This is a genomic window from Acidovorax facilis, from assembly GCF_050626955.1.
Taxonomy (GTDB): domain Bacteria; phylum Pseudomonadota; class Gammaproteobacteria; order Burkholderiales; family Burkholderiaceae_C; genus Acidovorax; species Acidovorax facilis.
On the sequence record NZ_CP192460.1, the window covers coordinates 1,314,514 to 1,333,449 of the forward strand.

The 18,936-nt window shown below is 64.7% G+C and carries 17 protein-coding genes; 12 read left to right on the forward strand and 5 right to left on the reverse strand.

What is annotated here, in order from left to right; translation table 11 throughout:
• Positions 1-4: 4 nt before the first annotated feature.
• The 4 genes from pepN to ACQ4MJ_RS05970 all read right to left on the reverse strand — a co-directional run bounded on the left by pepN (position 5) and on the right by ACQ4MJ_RS05970 (position 5,643).
• Positions 5-2,761 carry an aminopeptidase N gene (gene pepN, locus ACQ4MJ_RS05955; RefSeq protein ID WP_431149559.1) on the reverse strand — a complete coding sequence of 919 codons (2,757 nt, stop codon included), beginning with the start codon at positions 2,759-2,761 and terminating at the stop codon, positions 5-7.
• The gene (locus ACQ4MJ_RS05960; RefSeq protein WP_055402639.1) at positions 2,745-3,419 is read right to left on the reverse strand and encodes an HAD family hydrolase; all 675 of its coding nucleotides are present in this window, start codon (positions 3,417-3,419) and stop codon (positions 2,745-2,747) included. Before ACQ4MJ_RS05960 ends, pepN begins: the two co-directional genes overlap by 17 nt.
• A 9-nt stretch (positions 3,420-3,428) precedes the next feature.
• Positions 3,429-4,533, reverse strand: a protein-coding gene (gene prfB, locus ACQ4MJ_RS05965) for a peptide chain release factor 2 (protein WP_121420455.1) whose coding sequence is annotated in 2 segments (ribosomal slippage) — positions 3,429-4,451 and positions 4,453-4,533 — 1,104 coding nt in all. Because the reading frame shifts where the segments join, the coding sequence is not laid out codon by codon here.
• A gap of 201 nt (positions 4,534-4,734) precedes the next feature.
• On the reverse strand, positions 4,735-5,643 hold the full coding sequence (locus tag ACQ4MJ_RS05970; protein ID WP_228897943.1) for an alpha/beta fold hydrolase: 909 nt from the start codon (positions 5,641-5,643) through the stop codon (positions 4,735-4,737).
• A gap of 319 nt (positions 5,644-5,962) precedes the next feature.
• Between ACQ4MJ_RS05970 and ACQ4MJ_RS05975 the strand changes: the two genes are divergently transcribed.
• The 10 genes from ACQ4MJ_RS05975 to ACQ4MJ_RS06020 all read left to right on the forward strand — a co-directional run bounded on the left by ACQ4MJ_RS05975 (position 5,963) and on the right by ACQ4MJ_RS06020 (position 15,278).
• Positions 5,963-6,967: an AraC family transcriptional regulator gene (locus ACQ4MJ_RS05975; protein WP_431149558.1), complete on the forward strand. Its 1,005-nt coding sequence runs from the start codon at positions 5,963-5,965 to the stop codon at positions 6,965-6,967.
• Positions 6,968-7,156: 189 nt separating this feature from the next.
• Complete coding sequence (gene andAc / locus ACQ4MJ_RS05980) at positions 7,157-8,437, forward strand: anthranilate 1,2-dioxygenase large subunit AndAc (RefSeq protein ID WP_431149557.1); 1,281 nt, start codon at positions 7,157-7,159, stop codon at positions 8,435-8,437.
• 12 nt (positions 8,438-8,449) lie between these two features.
• Positions 8,450-8,932: an anthranilate 1,2-dioxygenase small subunit AndAd gene (gene andAd, locus ACQ4MJ_RS05985; RefSeq protein ID WP_431149556.1), complete on the forward strand. Its 483-nt coding sequence runs from the start codon at positions 8,450-8,452 to the stop codon at positions 8,930-8,932.
• Between the two features lie 8 nt (positions 8,933-8,940).
• On the forward strand, positions 8,941-9,288 hold the full coding sequence (gene andAb / locus ACQ4MJ_RS05990; protein ID WP_055402625.1) for an anthranilate 1,2-dioxygenase ferredoxin subunit AndAb: 348 nt from the start codon (positions 8,941-8,943) through the stop codon (positions 9,286-9,288).
• A gap of 44 nt (positions 9,289-9,332) precedes the next feature.
• Positions 9,333-10,544 carry an ABC transporter substrate-binding protein gene (locus tag ACQ4MJ_RS05995; protein ID WP_431149555.1) on the forward strand — a complete coding sequence of 404 codons (1,212 nt, stop codon included), beginning with the start codon at positions 9,333-9,335 and terminating at the stop codon, positions 10,542-10,544.
• 36 nt (positions 10,545-10,580) lie between these two features.
• Positions 10,581-11,501 (forward strand): branched-chain amino acid ABC transporter permease, encoded by a 921-nt coding sequence (locus tag ACQ4MJ_RS06000; protein ID WP_121420450.1) that lies wholly within the window; start codon positions 10,581-10,583, stop codon positions 11,499-11,501.
• 195 nt (positions 11,502-11,696) lie between these two features.
• On the forward strand, positions 11,697-12,692 hold the full coding sequence (locus tag ACQ4MJ_RS06005; RefSeq protein WP_431149554.1) for a branched-chain amino acid ABC transporter permease: 996 nt from the start codon (positions 11,697-11,699) through the stop codon (positions 12,690-12,692).
• Positions 12,689-13,447, forward strand: a complete 759-nt coding sequence (locus tag ACQ4MJ_RS06010) for an ABC transporter ATP-binding protein (protein WP_431149553.1) — start codon at positions 12,689-12,691, stop codon at positions 13,445-13,447. Before ACQ4MJ_RS06005 ends, ACQ4MJ_RS06010 begins: the two co-directional genes overlap by 4 nt.
• On the forward strand, positions 13,444-14,163 hold the full coding sequence (locus tag ACQ4MJ_RS06015; protein WP_431149552.1) for an ABC transporter ATP-binding protein: 720 nt from the start codon (positions 13,444-13,446) through the stop codon (positions 14,161-14,163). Before ACQ4MJ_RS06010 ends, ACQ4MJ_RS06015 begins: the two co-directional genes overlap by 4 nt.
• Positions 14,164-14,201: 38 nt before the next feature.
• Positions 14,202-15,278 (forward strand): CDP-6-deoxy-delta-3,4-glucoseen reductase, encoded by a 1,077-nt coding sequence (locus ACQ4MJ_RS06020; RefSeq protein ID WP_431173696.1) that lies wholly within the window; start codon positions 14,202-14,204, stop codon positions 15,276-15,278.
• A 7-nt stretch (positions 15,279-15,285) separates the two neighbouring features.
• On the opposite strand, the gene ACQ4MJ_RS06025 is transcribed toward ACQ4MJ_RS06020, so the two are convergent.
• The gene (locus ACQ4MJ_RS06025; protein WP_431149551.1) at positions 15,286-16,326 is read right to left on the reverse strand and encodes an AraC family transcriptional regulator; all 1,041 of its coding nucleotides are present in this window, start codon (positions 16,324-16,326) and stop codon (positions 15,286-15,288) included.
• 245 nt (positions 16,327-16,571) lie between these two features.
• On the opposite strand from ACQ4MJ_RS06025, the gene ACQ4MJ_RS06030 reads away from it, so the two are divergent.
• The gene (locus ACQ4MJ_RS06030; RefSeq protein ID WP_431149550.1) at positions 16,572-17,372 is read left to right on the forward strand and encodes an SDR family oxidoreductase; all 801 of its coding nucleotides are present in this window, start codon (positions 16,572-16,574) and stop codon (positions 17,370-17,372) included.
• Positions 17,373-17,382: 10 nt separating this feature from the next.
• Entirely contained in the window at positions 17,383-18,930 is a 1,548-nt protein-coding gene (locus tag ACQ4MJ_RS06035; RefSeq protein WP_431149549.1) for a flavin-containing monooxygenase, read from the forward strand.
• Positions 18,931-18,936 lie beyond the last annotated feature (6 nt).

The following is an 18,936-nucleotide window of genomic DNA, read 5'->3' on the forward strand; positions in this document are numbered from 1 at the left end:
TGGTTTATTCGGCGAGTGCGCGGGTCACCACCTCGCGCACGTCGTTGGACAGATCCGGCTTGGCGGCTACGCGGGCAATGGCTTCGCGCGCGGCGCTGCGCCACGGGTCGGCCAGCTTCTTCCAGCGGTCGAGCGCGCGCGCGAGGCGGGCAGCGACCTGCGGGTTGATGGCGTCCAGCTCGATCACACGGTCGCTCCAGAACACGTAGCCTGCGGCATCCGACCGGTGGAAGGCGCCGGGGTTTGCACTGCAGTAGCTGAAGATCACGCTGCGTGCGCGGTTGGGGTTCTTCAGGCTGAAGTCTGGATGCGCCATGAGCTGGCGCACTGCGGGCAGCACGTTGCCGCCACGGTCGGGCGCACCGGCCTGCAGCGCAAACCACTTGTCGATAACCAGGGGCTCGTCCTTGAACAGCGTATGGAAGCGGGCGAGGGCGGGTGTGGCCAGTTCGCTGCCGCTGGCCACCAGGGCAGTCAGGGCGTTGAAGCGGTCCGTCATGTTGGTGGCCACCTTGAAGCGTTGGTACGCCTTGCCGGGCCAGACCACGTCGCCCGTCTTCTGCGCGGCGATGCACAGCATGTGCAGCGCCAGCCCGCTGAGTGCGCGGCGGCCCGAGGACACAGGATCGGGGCTGTAGCCACCGGTGTCCTGGTTCTGCTCCCAGGCCGCTTCCCAGTCGGCCTGCAGCGACAGGGCCAACTGCTCGCGCATGGCTTCGCGCACGGCATGGATGCGCTGTGGGTCCACCACCGCAAGCTGCTCTGCAATGTAGGTTTCGGATGGCAGCGTGAGCACCAACTCCTTGAAGGCTGCGTCGAGCGCTGGGTTGCGCAGCACGCTGCGCATGGCATCCACAAATTCCGCAGCAAGAATTTGATGGTCAAATTGGCCGCTAGCGCTTGTTCCCATTGCGCTATCAGCTATTGCATTGATAGCGGTGCGAAGCGCAAGGCGTTGCCCTGCTTCCCAGCGGTTGAAGGCGTCGGCGTCGTGCGCCAGCAGAGTGAGCAACTGCGCATCGGTGTAGTCGATGTCCAGCACCACCGGGGCGCTGAAACCGCGCAGCAGCGACGGCACCGGCTCGGCGTCCAGGTTGGTGAATGTCAGGGTCTGCGATGCCTCGGTGAGCACCACCACGCGCGAGGTGGTGGGGGCTGAGCCTTCTGCAGCGCCGTCACCCGCGAGGTGCAATGGCAGGGCGGCACCGGTGGTGGCATCGATCAGGCCCAGCTCGACCGGGATGACGAAAGGCTGCTTCTCGCTTTGGCCGGGCGTAGGGGCACAGCTTTGCGACAGGGTGAGCGCATAGCAGCGCGTGGCCGCGTCGTAGCGGCCCGTGGCGCGCACGCGGGGCGTGCCGGCCTGGCTGTACCAGCGCTTGAATTGGGCCAGATGCTGCGTGAGCGGGCTGCCTGGGTTGGCATCGGCGATGGCCTGCACAAAATCGTCGCAGGTCACGGCCTGGCCGTCGTGCCGTTCAAAGTACAGCTTCATGCCCTTGGCAAAGCCGTCACGGCCCACCAAGTTGTGCTGCATGCGCACGACCTCGGCACCCTTTTCGTAGATGGTGACGGTGTAGAAGTTGTTGATCTCGACGTAGCTGTCGGGCCGCACCGGGTGGGCCATGGGGCCCGCGTCTTCGGGGAACTGGGCGGTGCGCAGCACGCGCACGTCCTCGATGCGCTTGACGGCGCGGGCCGACGGGCTGCCCGCCAGATCCATGCTGAATTCCTGGTCGCGGAAGACCGTGAGGCCTTCCTTCAGGCTCAGCTGGAACCAGTCGCGGCAGGTCACGCGGTTGCCCGTCCAGTTGTGGAAGTACTCATGGCCCACCACGCTTTCGATGTTGGCGAAGTCGGTGTCGGTGGCCGTGGATTCGCTCGCCAGAACGTACTTCGTGTTGAAGATGTTCAGGCCCTTGTTCTCCATCGCGCCCATGTTGAAGTCGCTGGTGGCAACGATCATGAAGCGTTCCAGGTCCAGCGGCAGGCCGAAGCGGGCTTCGTCCCAGGCCACGCTGTACATCAGCGAGTTCATGGCGTGTTCGGTCTTGCCCAGATCGCCGGGGCGCACGTAGACCTGAAGCAGGTGGTCGGCGCCCGAGCGGCTCTTGATCTTCTGCTCGCGCGCCACCAGCTTGCCCGCCACCAGGGCGAACAGGTAGCAGGGCTTCTTGTGCGGGTCCACCCACTTGGCAAAGTGGCGGCCGTCTTCCAGCTCGCCGCTGTCCACCAGATTGCCGTTACTCAGCAGCACCGGGTACTGGGCCTTGTCGGCGCGCAGCGTGACGGTGTAGCTGGCCATCACGTCCGGGCGGTCCAGGAAGTAGGTGATGCGGCGAAAGCCCTCGGCCTCGCACTGCGTGAAGAAGGTGCCCTGGCTCACGTACAAGCCCATGAGCTGCGTGTTCTTGGCGGGGCAGCAGGTGGTGAAGATCTCAAGCGCAAAGGGCTCGGCGCCCTCCGGCAGGTTCTCCAGCACCAGGCGCGCGCCTTCCATCTTGAACGAGGTGCCCTGGCCGTTGACCAGCACGCGCGCCAGGTTCAGGTCATCGCCATCGAGCTTGAGCGGCTGCGCAGCCACATCGGGGTTCCGGCGCAGCGTCATGCGGTTGAGCACGCGGGTCTTGTTGGGGTCCAGGTCGAAGGTCAGCTCGACGCTATCGATCCAGTAGGCGGGGGCCGTGTAGTCCTCGCGGCGGATGGCGGCGGCCGGGCCTGCGCCGTCTCCGCTTCCGTCTGCGCTATGCAGTTGCAACATGGATGCTCTCCAGAAAGTCGGTGTTCATGAGTTCGGTGTAGTCGCGCACGGCAGCCAGCACATGGGGCCCGGCCAGTTGTTCGGGCGTGTGGGTGCTGCAAATGGCCACGGCGCGCATGCCGGCGCGGCGTGCGGCCTCAATGCCAAAAGGCGCGTCTTCAAAAACGATGCAGTGCTCGGGGGCTGCCGCAATGCGGCGTGCCGCCTCCAGAAAGATGGCGGGCTGGGGCTTGCCAGGCAGGCCCTCGTCGCCGCGCACGATGGCCTGTGGGGCCGGTTCCAGGCCCAGGTGGCCCAGGGCGAATTCCACATTGCCGATGTCGCCCGCAGTACCCACGGCCACCTTGAGCCCGCGCGCACGCACCTGGGTTGCGAACTGGCGAAAACCCGCCACTTCAGAAAAGCGGGGGGCGAACAGTTCGCGGTAGATGGTTTCCTTTTCGTGCGTGAGCGCGTCGGCCTCGTCTTGCGACACGGGGCGCCCCAGCAGCTCCACGATGCACTCGGTGCCGTTGCGGCCCGTGGTGCGTGCCATGAGATCGGGCACGTCAATGTCCATGCCACGGCGGCGTGCAAACTCGACCCACGCCTGGGCGTGCCAGGGCATGGAGTCGATCATGGTGCCGTCCATGTCGAAGATGATGGCGTCGGTGCGCATCCGCATCGCTTAGACGCCTTGCTTCAACGAAGCTTCGATGAAGGCGTCCAGGTCGCCGTCGAGCACCTTCTGCGTGGCCGAGATTTCGACGTTGGTGCGCAGGTCCTTGATGCGGCTGTTGTCCAGCACATAGCTGCGGATCTGGTGGCCCCAGCCCACATCGGTCTTGGTGTCTTCCAGCTTTTGCTGCTCTTCCTGGCGCTTGCGCATCTCGTGGTCGTACAGGCGCGAACGCAGGCGTTGCCAGGCGATGTCGCGGTTGCCGTGCTGGCTGCGGCCGTCCTGGCACTGCACCACGATGCCCGTGGGGATGTGCGTCAGGCGCACGGCCGAGTCGGTCTTGTTGATGTGCTGGCCGCCCGCGCCGGATGCGCGGTAGGTGTCGGTGCGCACATCGGCCGGGTTGATGTCGATCTGGATCGAGTCATCAATCTCGGGGTAGACGAACAAACTGGCAAAGCTGGTGTGGCGGCCGCCCGACGAGTCGAAGGGGCTCTTGCGCACCAGGCGGTGCACGCCGGTTTCGGTGCGCAGCAGGCCATAGGCGTATTCGCCCTCAACTTTGATCGTGGCGCTCTTGATGCCGGCCACGTCGCCCGGGGTTTCTTCCTCGACCGTGGTCTTGAAGCCCTTGCGTTCCGCGTACTTGAGGTACTGGCGCAGCAGCATGCTCGCCCAGTCGCAGGCCTCGGTGCCGCCGGCGCCGGCCTGGATGTCCACAAAGCAGTTGAGCGGATCGGCCTCGTTGCTGAACATGCGGCGGAACTCCAGCTCTTCGATCAGCGGGCGCAGCTTGGCGGTTTCGGCCTCGATGGTCATGAGGCCCGGCTCGTCGCCTTCCTCCTTGCTCATCTCATACAGCTCGGCGTTGTCGGCCAGCTCGCGCGTGAGCTTGTCGAGCGTGACGACCACACTGGAGAGAGACTTTTGTTCCTTGCCCAGCTCCTGGGCCTTCTTGGGGTCGTTCCAGACCGCAGGGTCTTCTAGCGATGCGTTTACCGTGCGCAGGCGTTCAAATTTGGCATCGAAGTCAAAGATACCTCCGTAACTCTTGCGTGCGCAGAGCCAGGTCGCTGAGGGTGGTGCCGATGAGGTTGATACGTTCTGCGTCCATGATTCTTGTCCTGAGTGTTCGGTGGAATAACCCGCGATTTTCTCATGGGATGGGCCACGGCCCCCTCAATGCCCCCTGGCTGGGCAACTGGACTGACAGAGGGCTTGCCAAACGGAGAATCTGTGGAGAAAAAACTTCAAAAATGATAGCTGCTGGCGCTTGTTGGATAAGCGCTAGTGGCCAATTGGGCTCAAATTCTGGCTACGCTTCGTTCAGGAACTGCTCCATAAGCTGCGCCACCTGCTCGGGCTGGTCGTGGTGCAGCATGTGGCCCGCGTCTGCGACGACGGCGGTGCGGCAGTTGCGCACATGGGTCAGGCGCTGGTGGTATTCGTCCAGCGTGTACCGGCCGTTCCACCACTGGCCCAGGCTGTCGCCGCTGGCCTCTATGGCCAGCACGGGGGCGGTAATGCGCTCGTATATGGCCAGGGCCTCGTCCACGCGATACAGCTGGGCGCTGGTGATCTTGTGCGCAGGGTCGCCCAGGATCTCCCACAGGCCCTGCGCGTTGGGTCGCGCCCAGTGCTGGGCCAGCCATTGCGCCTTGTCTTCCGACAGTCGCGGGTTGGTCTTCATGAGGCGGCGCGCCACGCCATCGGCGCTGTCGTAGGTCTTGAGGTCCTTGTTGCCCTGGTGCAGCTGCTTGATTTCGTCGATCCATTGCGCATAGCGCGTGGGCGCCTGCGCGGGCCGCGTGGCGGGCAAGCCGAAGCCTTCGAGGTTGACCAGCTTGCGCACGCGTTCGGGCCGCACACCGGCGTACATCATGGCCACGTTGCCGCCCATGCTGTGGCCAACGAGGTCGATGGCCTCGCCGGGTGCGTAGTGGTCCAGCAGCAGGTCCAGGTCGGCCAGGTAGTCGGCAAAAAAGTAATGGTCGGCCTGCGCGCTGGACGTGAGCCCGAAGCCGCGCCAGTCGGGCGCGATGATGCGCCGCTCTTGCTGCAGCGCGTCCACCGTGAACTGGTAGGAGGCGCTCACGTCCATCCAGCCGTGCACCAGCACCAGCGTGGGCAGATCGCTCTGCTCAGGGCCCCAGTGGCGGACGTGGTAATCGAGGTGGCGCAATGGCAGCGTGCTGCTGCGGGAGGGCTTGAGGGCTTGGTACATGGAGAGAAGGGCAGGGCGGTCAGTGTGGGGTGGGGCTGCGCAGGTGGCTGCAAAGCGCGCATCCGGTGTGGCGGCAATGTTACGTCGGGTGCCAGCCAGCCGTGGGGCGGGGCCTGTCGCCTAGGTGGCTCAAGGTAGTGAGGGCTGCGCAGGCAGCGAAAGCCAGGGAGCGCGTTGGGATGTGCCCCTCCAGGCAAAGGGCCTGCAACGGACTAAAGACGGATAAGACCCCTTGGGTATGGAAATTGCTGTTTTGACGCATATCAATCAGCGCATCGTCGAATGTGCTGCGCCTATTCCCACGAAGAGGTCTTATCCGATGGCGTCCCCGTCTGCCTTGTCTCTGGACCTGTCCGCCCTGCAGCGGCGGCCGGTGTTCACCTCGGACGCGCGGGTGGATTCCCATGATCTGGTGGCCCGCGAGTTTTCGGACCACGGCCTGAAATGGTGCAGTGGTGCGGTGGACACTGCGTTGTCCAAGGTGCGCATCCGCCAGTTGCAGATGTTCATGCTGCAATACGGTGCAGAGGTGGAAATCCGCCCGCGCCCTTTCGATGATTTTGTCCTGGTGCATCTGTCGCTGTCGGGCGTGGCCGAGATGGTGTCGGATGGGGTACCGATCCGACTGCCTGCGGGGGCCGCTGCGCTCATCGCGCCGCGCCGCGACCTGCACATGCGCTGGCAGCAGGGCGCGCGCCAGCTCATCCTCAAGGTGCCGTGCCAGTTGTTGCGGGCCTGGGCACCCGAATCTCTGCAGAACGACACCCGTTTTGTGCACCCCATCGTTGCGCTGTCCTCGGTGCAGGGGCAGCAGTGGCATTTTCTGATGCAGTCCCTGCTGCACGTGAGCCAGCAGACGGTGGAGAGCGCCGCCCAGGTGCGCTGGGTGGATCACATGGAGAGCAACGTGGCGCTGTTCCTTGCATCGTGTGCGCAGGGTGTGCCGGTACCCACGCAGCCTACGGTGCCACAGATCGAACTGCCTTCTAGTGCCGCGGCCGCAGGCGACCTGCGCCGCCTGGAGCGGCTGGATGACTACATGCGCAGCCGCCTCAGCGCTCCCGTGGCGCTGGAAGACCTGGCGCGTGCCGCTGGCGTGAGCGTGCGCGGGCTGAACATGCTGTGCCAGCGCCACCATGGTGAGTCCCCCATGGCGCTGTTGCGCAACCGCCGACTGGACGCCGTGCGTGCGCGGCTGCTGGAGCAGACGGGCCACTGCGTGACAGATACCGCGCTGGAATTTGGCTTTGGCCACTTGGGCCGCTTTTCGAGCTACTACCGCGAGCGCTTCGGCGAGCTGCCGAGCCAGACGGCTGGCGCGTAGTTTCACGGGCCACCCCGACTGCTGCAGTCGCCTGCGTGGCGCAGGGGCTGCCGCATGCTCCAGCGCTGCACAACTCCCATCAGATTTGCAAGAACCGGACAGGCGTTGCGTGCGCTGTGCCGATACTGGATAGCGCGAGTGTGCTTCGATTTTTAGCATGGAGGTATCCCCATCCAAGAGGTGTTGCCCATGTCTGAAATCCCCGTTGTTGAAGTCGCACCACCCGCCTCGCTGAAGGCCCAGCGCCAGGTGTTTTTCCCGCAGCCTGATGGCTCCAACGTGCCCTACCACGTGTTCAGCGCGCAAGAGGTCTATGACCGCGAGCAGGAGCGCATCTTCCGTGGCCCCGTGTGGAGCTTTCTGGGCCTGGAGGCCGAGATCCCCAATGTGGGTGACTTCAAATCCACGTTCATTGGCGATACGCCCGTGGTGGTCACCCGCACCCCTGAAGGCCTTTCGTGCTGGGTCAACCGCTGCGCGCACCGTGGCGCCATGGTGTGCCGCGAAAAGCGCGGCAATGCCGCCAGCCACACCTGCGTGTACCACCAGTGGAGCTTTGCGGCCAATGGCGACCTGCAGGGTGTGCCGTTTCGCCGGGGCCAAAAGGGCATGGTGGGCATGCCCAAGGACTTCAAGCCCGAAGAACACAACCTGCACAAGCTGCGCGTGGACAGCTACAAGGGGCTGCTGTTTGCAACCTTCAGCGGCGAAACCCCACCACTGCCTGACTACCTGGGCGCCGAGATGCGCCCATGGATCGACCGAATCTTCCACAAGCCCATCGTCTACCTGGGCTGCACGCGGCAGTACTCCAAGTCGAACTGGAAGCTGTACTTCGAGAACGTGAAGGACCCGTACCACGCGAGCCTGCTACACCTGTTCCACACCACCTTCAACATCTTCCGAGTGGGGATGAAGGCGCGCTCCATTCCCGATGCGAACCACGGCCTGCACAGCATCATCACCGTGACCAAGCCTGAGGTGGAGACGGACACCGCTGCGGCCTACAGCGCGCAGAACATCCGCTCGATGGACGAAGGCTTTGCGCTCGAAGACCCGACGCTGCTGGGGCAGATCAAGGAGTTCGATGAGATGACCACCAACCACATCCAGCCCATCTTTCCGCAGCTGGTGGTGCAGCAAATCCACAACACGCTGGTAGCGCGCCAGTTGCTGCCCAAGGGGCCCAGCAACTTCGAGCTGGTGTTTCACTTTTTTGGCTACGAGGACGACACGCCCGAGATGCGCGAGCTGCGCCTGCTGCAGGCCAACCTGGTGGGGCCTGCGGGCTATATCTCGATGGAAGACACCGAGGCCACCGAGCTGGTGCAGCGGGGCACGGTGCGCGATGGCGACAAGCACTCCTACATCGCCATGGCGCGCGAGGCGCCAGACCAGCAAGACACCGTCATCACCGAAAACCTGATCCGCCGCTTCTGGGTGGGCTACCAGAAGCTGATGGGCTATTGAGGAACCACCGAGATGACAACACAACAACGACTGCAACTGTGGACCGAGCTGCTGGAGCTGCAGCACCGCTATGTGAGCGCGCTGGACACCAACCGGCTGGAAGATTGGCCTGGCTTTTTTGTGGAGGACTGCCGCTACGAAATCATCCCCAAGGAGAACTTCGACGCGGGCTTTCCTGCGCCCATCGTGTACTGCCGCAACGCCGGCATGTTGCGCGACCGTGTGCTCTCCCTGCGCCACGCCAACATCTTTGAGGACCATGCCTATCGCCACGCCACGTCGGGCCTGGTCATCACCAGTGTGGAGGACGACGTGGTGCGCACGCAGTCGAGCTACATCGTGGTGATCACCGGTCAGGCCGGGGATTCCACCGTGTACCAGGCGGGCACCTACCTCGACGAGGTGGTGCAACACGAAGGCGAGTGGCGCTACCGCAGCAAGCGGGTGGTGTACGACACCTTGCGCGTACCCACCTTGTTGGCCACCCCCATCTGAGATCCACCATGCAAACAACCACAGACATTGAAACCACCGGGCACACCTGCGCCGCCTGGCACGACGTGGGCGAACCCGATGACTTCCCGGACGGCGCCGTCTGGCCCGTGGTGGTGGGCGGACTGCCCGTGGCGGTGTTCCGCGAAGGAGAGGGCTTGTACGCCCTGTACGACCTGTGCACCCACGGTGCCGCCAAGTTGTCCGATGGCTACGTGGAAGACGGCTGTGTGGAATGCCCCTTGCATCAGGGCACCTTTGACATCCGCACGGGCGCTCCCTGCAAGGCACCGGTCACCGAAGCGGTGCGCACGTTCCCGGTGCGCGTGGTGGCGGGGCGGGTCGAGGTGGGCGTGTAGTGCACACCGATTTTCTTTTGAACGCTATTAGACAAGGACTGAAGATGGCTCTCACATTTCGCTCATCCTCTCGCGTGCACGTTGTGGCACGCCTGACGGCTCTGGTGGCCCTGGGGGCCTGCAGCTGCGTATCTGCGATTGCGCAGTCCGGCCCCATCAAGGTCGGCATGGCGCTTGATATCTCGGGCCCATTTGCAGGCCCCGGTGCCGAGGCGCGTGACGGCTTTGCCCTGGCGATCAAGCAGCTCGGGGGCAAGCTGGGCGGCCAACCGGTCGAGTTTGTGCAAACCGACATGGCCGGCAGCCCCGACCAGGCCAAGCAGCTGGTGGACCGCTTTGTGCAGCGCGAGAAGATCGACCTTTTCACCGGCCCCATCGCGTCGAACGTGGCGCTGGCGGTGGCGCCTTCGCTGTTCGCGGCCAAGGTGCCTTACCTCTCGAACAACGCCGGTCCCAGCCAGCTCGCAGGCGCCCAGTGCAACGCGTATTTCTTCGGCACGGCCTACCAGAATGACCAGTTCCACGAGGCAGCTGGGCAGTTTGCTGCCGATCAGAAATTTGGCCGCATGGTGGTGATGGCGCCCAACTACCCGGCGGGCAAGGACGGCATCACCGGCTTCAAGCGCAAGTACAAGGGCCAGGTGGCCGACGAGATCTACACCAAGGTCGGGCAGATCGACTACGCCACCGAGCTTGCCCAGCTGCGCGCGGCCAAGCCTGATGCGGTGTATTTCTTTTTGCCAGGTGCCATGGGCATCAACTTCATCAAGCAGTTTGTGGGCGCAGGCCTGTCCAAGGACATCACGCTGGTCACCAGCGGTTTTTCGGCCGACGAAGACATCATCGGTGCGGTGGGCGAACCGATGTTGGGCCTGTTCAACACCACACACTGGGCGCATGACATGGACAACGCGCCCAACAAGGCCTTTGTGTCGGCTTTCCGCAAGGAGTACGGCGGCCGCTATCCCTCCATCTACGCAGCCCAGGCTTATGACGTGATTGCCGCCATGGACGCCGCTGTGAAGGCCGTGGGCGGCAAGGTGAGCGACAAGGAGGCTCTTATCAAGGCCTTTGCCAAGGCGCAGTTTCCCTCGGTGCGTGGCACGTTCCGATACGCCAACAACCACTTCCCGGTGCAGAACTTCTACCTGCGCACCATCGGCAAGAACGCAGAAGGCCGTGTGACCAACAAGACCATCAAGACGGTGCTGGAGAACTACGGCGATGCCTATGCCAGCCAGTGCCCGTTGAAGTGATCGTTGGCAGCCCACTTGAACAGGCCCTTGCGCACCATGAATCCGATACTTGTCTTCGAGCAGTTGCTCAACGGCGCGGGCTATGGGCTCATGCTGTTCCTCATCGCTGCGGGCCTCACGCTGGTCTTCGGCATCATGGACGTGATGAACCTGTCGCATGGCTCGCTGTTCATGGTGGGGGCCTATGTGGCGGCCACCGTGCATGTGCAAAGCGGCTCGCTGGCAGGCGCCGTGCTGGTGGCCATAGCGGCCACGATGCTGGTGGCGGTGCTGCTGGAGGTGACGCTGATGCGCCGCCTGTATGGGCGTGACCACCTGGCCCAGGTGCTGGCCACGTTCGGTGTGATTTTGGTGGCCGACGATGCCGTAAAGATGGTGTGGGGCCCGTCCCCCATCATGGCCCCCACGCCCGCAGCCCTGGCGGGGCCGGTGGAGCTGTTTGCCGGGCTGCCTTACCCCTCGTACCGCCTGGTGGTGCTGGGCGCAGGGGTGTTGGTGGCAGGGCTTTTGTACCTGCTGGTCAACCACAGCCGCGTGGGCATGCTGGTGCGGGCGGGGGCATCCGACCGGTGGATGGCCGAGCTGATGGGCGTGCGCGTCAAGCGCGTGTTCAGTGGCATCTTTCTGCTGGGTGCTGCACTGGCCGCACTGGCTGGTGCGCTGATGGGACCCATCATGGCCGTGCAGGTGGGCATGGGTGAGTCCATTTTGATTCCTGCGCTGGTGGTCATTGTCATCGGCGGCATTGGCTCGGTGCGGGGCGCCTTTGTGGCCGCGCTGCTGGTGGGCCTGGTGGACACCATTGGCCGAGCCTTCCTGCCGCTGCTTCTGCGCGCTACCTTGCCGCCCGCCGTGGCTGCCGACCTGGGGCCGCTGTGCGCCGAAGTGGCCATGTACGCGCTGATGGCCGCAGTGCTGTCTTTTCGCCCTGCGGGGCTGTTTTCTGCCAAGGGCTGAAATGAAACACCCCCTGAGTCGCTTCGCGCCTTCACCCCTTTCTCGACTCGCTGCGCGAGTCGGGAGGGGGACGCCCCCAGCGCAAGTTCTGGATACGCCGCCTTTGCGGCGGGGCGGCTCTTGCGCGGGGGCACTGGCCTTGGCCGCGCCAGTTCCATGCGCTGCGGGTGGCGTATAGAACCGACGGAACCTGATATGCCTTCTTCCCTGAGTTTTACTTCTTCCGCGTTGCAGCAGGAGAATGTGCCGCGCTGGCGTGGCGCACTGCTGCCGCTGGCCTTGCTGGTGGCGCTGGCGCTGTTCCCGCTGGTGGCATCGGCCCTGGGTCTGGATTTCTACATCGGTTTTGTGCGCCGCGTGTTGGTGGTGGCCCTGGCTGCCGCCAGCCTGAACTTCATCATGGGCTTTGGTGGCATGGTGGCCTTGGGTCATGCCGGGTTCGTGGGCGTGGGGGCCTATGCGGTGGTCATGCTCTCGGATGCGGGCGTGACATCGGCCTGGGTTGTGTGGGCTGCAGCCATGGCATTGGCAGCATTGGCGGCGTTGCTGATTGGCGCTGTATCGCTGCGCACCAGGGGCGTGTACTTCATCATGATCACGCTGGCTTTTGCGCAGATGCTGTATTTCGTGTTTGTGTCACTGCGCAGTTATGGCGGCGACGACGGCTACACCCTGCCCATGCGGCCGCTGCTGGGCCTGGGCCTCAACGGGGCCGAGGAGTCGACGCTGTATTGGGTGGTGCTGGCGCTGGTGGCTTTGGTGCTGTGGTGGCTTGACCGGGCAACGGCCTCGCGTTTTGGTGCAGCGCTCACGGGAATCCGCGACAACGAAACGCGCATGCGGGCGTTAGGCTACCCGGTGTATCTGCTGCAGCTGACTGCATTTGTGCTGGCGGGCGCCGTGGCGGGACTGGCTGGTGCGTTGCTGGCCACTGGCAACAGCTTCGTCAGCCCGTCGATGATGCACTGGACGCAATCGGCCACGCTCATTGTGATGGTGGTGATTGGTGGCCTGGGCCGACGTTGGGGCGGGCCAGTGGGAGCTGCGGTGTGGCTCACGCTCGAAGAGGTGCTCAAGCTCAATACCGACTACTGGCACATGCCGTTGGGGGCGCTGTTGATCGTCACCGCTCTGTATGCGCCCCAGGGCCTGGCGGCGCTGGCAGACCGGCGTGCAAGGAGTGCCCGATGAGCCTGTTTCAAGTCGAAGGCCTGGTCAAGCGCTTTGGCGGCCTGCTGGCCACCGACCATGTGAGCCTGTCGGTGGAGCGGGGAGAGATCCATGCGCTGATTGGCCCCAACGGCGCTGGCAAGACCACGCTGGTCAACCAGATATCGGGCCTGCTGCAGCCCGATGCAGGGCGTGTGCTGCTCGACGGCGTGGACATCACTCCGCTGCCCATGCACCGCCGTGTGGCCCACGGGATGTCGCGTTGCTTCCAGGTGACGCGCATCTTCCCTGCGCAGACCGTGCGTGACAACCTGCTGCTGGCCGTGCAGGCGTACAGTGGCTCCAGCTTTCGTTTTCTGCAGCCACGTTCGCAAGCCGCTGAGCTGTACGCCAAGGCAGACCAACTGGCAGAGCGCGTAGGGCTGCAGCACAGCCTTGCCGAGACGGCGGGTGCCTTGCCGCATGGCGCACAGCGCACGCTGGATGTGGCGCTGGCGCTGGCTGCGAGCCCCAAGCTGCTGCTGCTGGATGAGCCCATGGCGGGCATGGGGCCAGATGAGTCGCAACAGATGGTGCAGCTCATCGAGGCTCTGCGCAAGGACATGGCGGTGCTGCTCATCGAGCATGACATGGAGGCCGTGTTTCGCCTCGCCGACCGCATCTCCGTGCTGGTGTATGGCCGTGTGCTCACCGCTGGCACGCCCGACGAGATCCGCAACCATCCCGAGGTGCAGGCTGTGTACCTGGGCACCGAAACGCTGGAGACCATCGCATGAGCGCGCCAGAGCCCCTGTTGAGTTGCCAGGCCCTGGAGGCTGGCTATGGCGTCAGCCAGGTGTTGTTTGGTATTGACCTTCAGATCGCGGCAGGCGAAGTGGTTTCGCTGCTCGGCCGCAACGGCATGGGCAAAAGCACCACCATCAAGGCCCTGGTCGGTGCGCTGCGTCCTACAGCCGGTGGTATCCGTTTTGCAGGAGAGGCGACCAGCAGGCTCAAGACCGATGCCATCGCCCGTCTGGGCCTAGCCATCGTGCCCGAGGGGCGCCATGTGTTTCCCAACCTCACCGTGCGCGAGCATCTGGTGGCCTTTGCCGACCACCGCAATGGCCTGCGCGATGCGTGGGACCTGGAGCGCATCTACGGCGTGTTTCCGCGCCTGAAGGAGCGGCAGAACAATCTGGGCAACCAGCTATCGGGGGGCGAGCAGCAGATGCTGGCCATTGGCCGAGCGCTGTCCACCAACCCGCGCCTGCTCATCCTGGATGAAGCCACCGAAGGCCTGGCGCCCGTGATCCGCGAGGAGATCTGGCGCTACCTGGCCACGCTCAAGGCCGCTGGGCAGACCATTCTCGTGGTGGACAAATACGTGCACCGCCTGGTGGACCTGGCAGACCGCCATGTGATCCTGGAGCGCGGGCGGGTGGTGTGGCAGGGCGACTCTGCTGCGCTCAATGCAGACCGCAGCCTGTGGGCGCGTTACCTTACGGTGTAAGGGTTGAAGGGCCGACCATGCTGGACTGTGATTTGGACTTGGATCTACAGAAATCGCCATCTGCGCAGGCATACGCTGAACTCCGTGCGCAGGAGCACCGCGTCACGCTGCTGCCGGCCGGCAAGATGTTTGTGGCGCAGCTTGGCGAGAGTCTGCTGGACGCCGCAGCGCGCGCAGGCATCCGCTTGCCTCACCAGTGCAAAACGGGCAGCTGCGGCGCCTGCAGGGCGCAGGTGCTGCATGGGCCGGTCCAGGATATTGCTGGGGCCTTACCCTCCGCGCTGACGGCTGAAGACCTGGCCCAGGGCCAACGCCTTTTGTGCTGCTCGGCAGCGGCGGGTGACCTGCAGCTGGAGTGTGCCGAGATCCCTCACATTCCGGGTATCGATGTGCGCAAGCTACCGGTGCGGGTGGCGGCCATGGAGCGTCTTGCCCCCGATGTGATGCGCGTGCAGTTGCAACCGCCCGCAGGCCAGCGCCTGCACTACGCGGCGGGCCAGTATGTGGATGTGCTGCTGCCTGGCAACCGGCGTCGCAGTTATTCGCTGGCCACCCCGGCGCGTGAGGGCGTTGACCTGCTGGAACTGCACATCCGCCACCTGCCGGGCGGCGTTTTCACGGACCAGGTGTTCGGCAAACTCAAGGTGCGCGATGTGCTGCGCATTGAGGGGCCGTTTGGTACCTTCGGCATGCACACCGCCACCGATGTCCCGGCCATTCTTCTGGCGAGCGGAACAGGCTTTGCGCCTATCAAGGCATTGGTGGAGCAGCTCCTTGCTGCGGGGAGTGGACGCCGAATCACCCTGTACTGGGGCGGCCGCGTGCGGCAGGACCTGTATCTGCATGACCTCTGCAAGGAATGGGAACAGGCCTTGAAAGGACGTCTGACCTATGTGCCGGTGCTGTCAGACTCCCCCGAAGCCGATGGTTGGACGGGGCGTAGGGGCTGGGTACATCAGGCCGTGTTGCAGGACCATCCAGATTTGTCGCAGCATGAGGTGTATGCCTGCGGTGCGCCCGCCATGGTGAATGCCGCGCGGCGCGACTTTATGGCCCTGGCCGGTATGCAGTCCACCCTGTTCTTTGCAGATGCCTTCGTGGCACAGCCGGGGTGAGCGGGGATCAGTGCGGTGGGCCCAGGCGCTGGCGTGTCTCTGAGGGCGTCTCGCCGAAGCGCCGGCGGTAGCCTTCTGCAAAGTGGCCGAGGTGGAAGAAGCCATAGCGCGCGGCGATATCCGACACCTGCGGTGCACGTTCTGCAAACTTGCTTTGCAGTGCCGTGCGGGCGGCATCAAGCCGCAAATCCCGAAGGAATGCCATGGGGCTTTTACCCGTGCATTGCGCAAAGGTCTGCTGCAGCGAACGGGCGCTGACGCCAACATGTGCGCACACATCGGCCAGGGTGATGGGTTGTTCCAACTGGCTGTGCATGTACTCCTGCGCACGCTTGACCACGCGCGGCAGCACCGTGGGCACTGCGCCAGAACTGAATGCACCTGAGGCCAGTGCCGCTGAGTAGTTATGTCCCGTGCTGAGCAGCAGGCTGGTGAGCAGGTGGTTCTCGGCCTGATCGGCCAGCAACGGGTGTCCCAGCAGGATGGCATTGGTTTCTACCGCAGAGCGCAGGTAGGCAATGAAGCTCGTCATGCCCAAGAGCGCCGGGTTGGTCAGGTCCACCCCCAGGTCAAACACCAGCGGCTGGTGCAAGGGCGCCTGCAGCAGGGCAGACAGGCGTGATTGCATGGCCGCTCGGTCTATCTTGACGATGAATTGTGGGCTGTCGTCGTGCCAGCGCATCGACAGCGCTTCAGTGGGCGATGGCAGCGAGGCCATGAGCGCATGCGATTCCACGGCCTGGCTGCCGCACCGCACCATGGCGCCACCGCGCAGCGGAATCTGCAGCAGGTAAAAGCCTCCCAAATGGCCAGGCTCAATGCGCACCGCCGGCCCGTACTGCACGTAGTTCAGGCTTGCGTCGCGGTGCAGGGGCACGCTGTGGTGGCAGGCGTCAAGCTGCGCGCCCGGGCGCAGTGTGGCCAGGTCATGCGGGCAGAACACGCGGCCCACGAACTCGCGCGCCTCGTCCAGGTCGTGGCTGTCGAACAGGCGATAGCGCTCCAGCGGTAGCGGGTGCGCGGTGCTGTTCTGCTGGGCGGTGTGCATGCGGTTTGGCCGGTGGGATGTTGGTTCTTGGGCAAGCACGAAACACGCCACGGCAGGGGCGCGAAAACATGCGTTTGTGGGATACGCCCTGCGCTTTCGGGATGTGGATGCGCGGGCTGCTTTTCTATTCTTGTGCATGCCCCGGGTGCTGCGCAAGAGCGTTAGCACCGGGTGCATGGGGGCGGATGTGACGGCGTGTTACCGCTGCTGCGCCGCAACATGTTTCAGTCAGCACAGGAGTCAGCATGGTCCAGGGATTTGAAGGCATGCGCGGCAAGAGCGCGATCGTGACCGGGGGCGCCACCCTCATCGGTGCCGGGGTGGTGCGTGCACTGCACCAGGCTGGGGTGCGGGTGGTGGTGGCCGACATCAATGCCGAGGCTGGACAGGCCCTGGCGGACGAGTTGGGTGATGGGGTGCTGTTCAGCCGCACCGACATCACCGACGACGCCCAGGTGGCTGCCTGCGTGGCGCTGGCCGCCGAGCGCCACGGCGGGGTGAACTACCTGGTGAACCTGGCCTGCTCGTACCTGGACGACGGCATCGCCTCGCCGCGCGAGGACTGGCTGGCCTCGCTCAATGTCAACCTGGTCAGCGCGGTGACGGTGCTCAAGGCCGTGCGCCCGCACTTCCAGCGCTCGGGCGGCGGGGCGGTGGTCAACTTCACCAGCATCTCTTCGGGCGTGGCGCAGACCGGGCGTTGGCTGTACCCGGTGGGCAAGGCGGCCATGGTGCAGCTCACGCGCAGCATGGCCATGGACCTCGCGGGCGAGGGCGTGCGCGTGAACAGCGTTTCGCCCGGCTGGACCTGGTCGGCCATCATGGACCAGCTCACCGGTGGTGACCGCGCCAAGACCGACCGCGTGGCCGCGCCCTTCCACCTGCTGCGCCGCGTGGGCGACCCGGCCGAGGTGGCCAACGTGGTGCTCTTCCTGTGCTCGGACCTGGCCAGCTTCGTGACCGGCGCCGACTATGCCTGCGACGGCGGCTACTCGGCCATGGGGCCAGAGTCGTACGAGCCGGCCATCCCCAAACTCATGTCGTGAAGGAGCAGCTATGACCATCCGATCTGTAGGCATCATCGGTGCCGGTTTCGCCGGCCTTTCCACCGCCAAGGTGCTGCGCGCCTTTGGCTTTGAGGTGATGGTGTTCGAGAAGGAGCCTGACGTAGGCGGCGTGTGGGCCGCCTCGCGCCGCTACCCGGGCCTGACCACGCAGAACCCGCGCACCACCTATGCGCTGTCGGACTTTCCGATGCCAGCCAGCTACCCCGAGTGGCCCTCGGGCCAGCAGGTGCAGGCCTACCTGCAGTCATATGCCGAGCACTTCGGACTGGTGCCATTCCTGCGCATGTCCACCACGGTGGAGAGCGCGGTGTTCGATGAAGAGGCCGGTGTGTGGACCGTGAAGGCGCGCCGCGCAGCGACGGGGCAGGGCGGCGCCTTGCCGGCCGAGGTGTATCGCTTTGATTACCTGGTGGTGTGCAACGGCATCTTCAGCGAGCCTGCAGTGCCGCAGTACCCGGGGGCGGATGCCTTTGTGGCCGCAGGCGGGCGTGTGTGCCATACCAGCCAGTTCAACAACGCGAACGATGCGTGCGGCAAGCATGTGCTGGTGGTGGGCTACGGCAAGTCGTCGTGCGATGTGGCCAATGCCATCGCGGCCGACAGTGCCAGCACCACGGTACTCGCGCGCCACCTCATCTGGAAGATTCCGAAGAAGTTCATGAACGTGCTGAACTTCAAGTTCCTGCTGCTCACGCGCATGGGCGAGGCGCTGTTCAAGTACATCGAGCCCAAGGGTTTCGAGAAATTCCTGCACGGCCCGGGCCTGCCGGTGCGCAACTCCATGCTGGGCAGCGTGGAATCGGTGGTCACGCGCCAACTCAAGCTCCGCGAGATCGGCCTGCACCCGGGCACGCCTCTCGAAACCATCGCCCGCAGCACCGTGAGCCTGGTGACCGACGGTTTCTACGAGAAGGTGGCCGCTGGCGAATTGGGCGTGCGCAAAGGCGTGAGCATCCAGACCCTGAAGCCCGGACAGGCCGTGCTGAGCAACGGTGAAACGGTGCCTGCCGACATCGTGGTCTGCGGCACGGGCTGGCACCAGCAGGTGCCGTTCTTCGACAGCAGTGTGCTGCAGCGTGTGACCGATGCGCGCGGCAATTTCCGGCTGTACCGGTCCATCCTGCCTGTGGCCATGCCGCGCCTGGCGTTCAACGGCTACAACTCCTCGTTCTTCAGCCAGCTCAACTGCGAGATCGGTGCGTTGTGGCTGGCCAACCACCTGCGCGGTGGGCTGCAGCTGCCGCCGCCGGACCAGATGAACGCGCAGATCGACCGGCGCCTGGCCTGGATGGAGGAGCGCACCGACGGCAAGCATTCCAAAGGCACCAACATCATCCCGTTCTCGGTGCACAACATTGACGAACTGCTGCAGGACATGGGGCTGCCGCTTGATGTGCTCACCCGCTTCAAGCAGTGGCTGGGGCCGGTGGATCCGTCGGACTATGCGGTGGTCACCCGGCAACTGCTGGCGCGGCATGCGAATGCCACCGTGGCTGTGGCAGCGCCCCAAGCCACCTCGGGGGCTGCGGCTTCCTGAACCCTC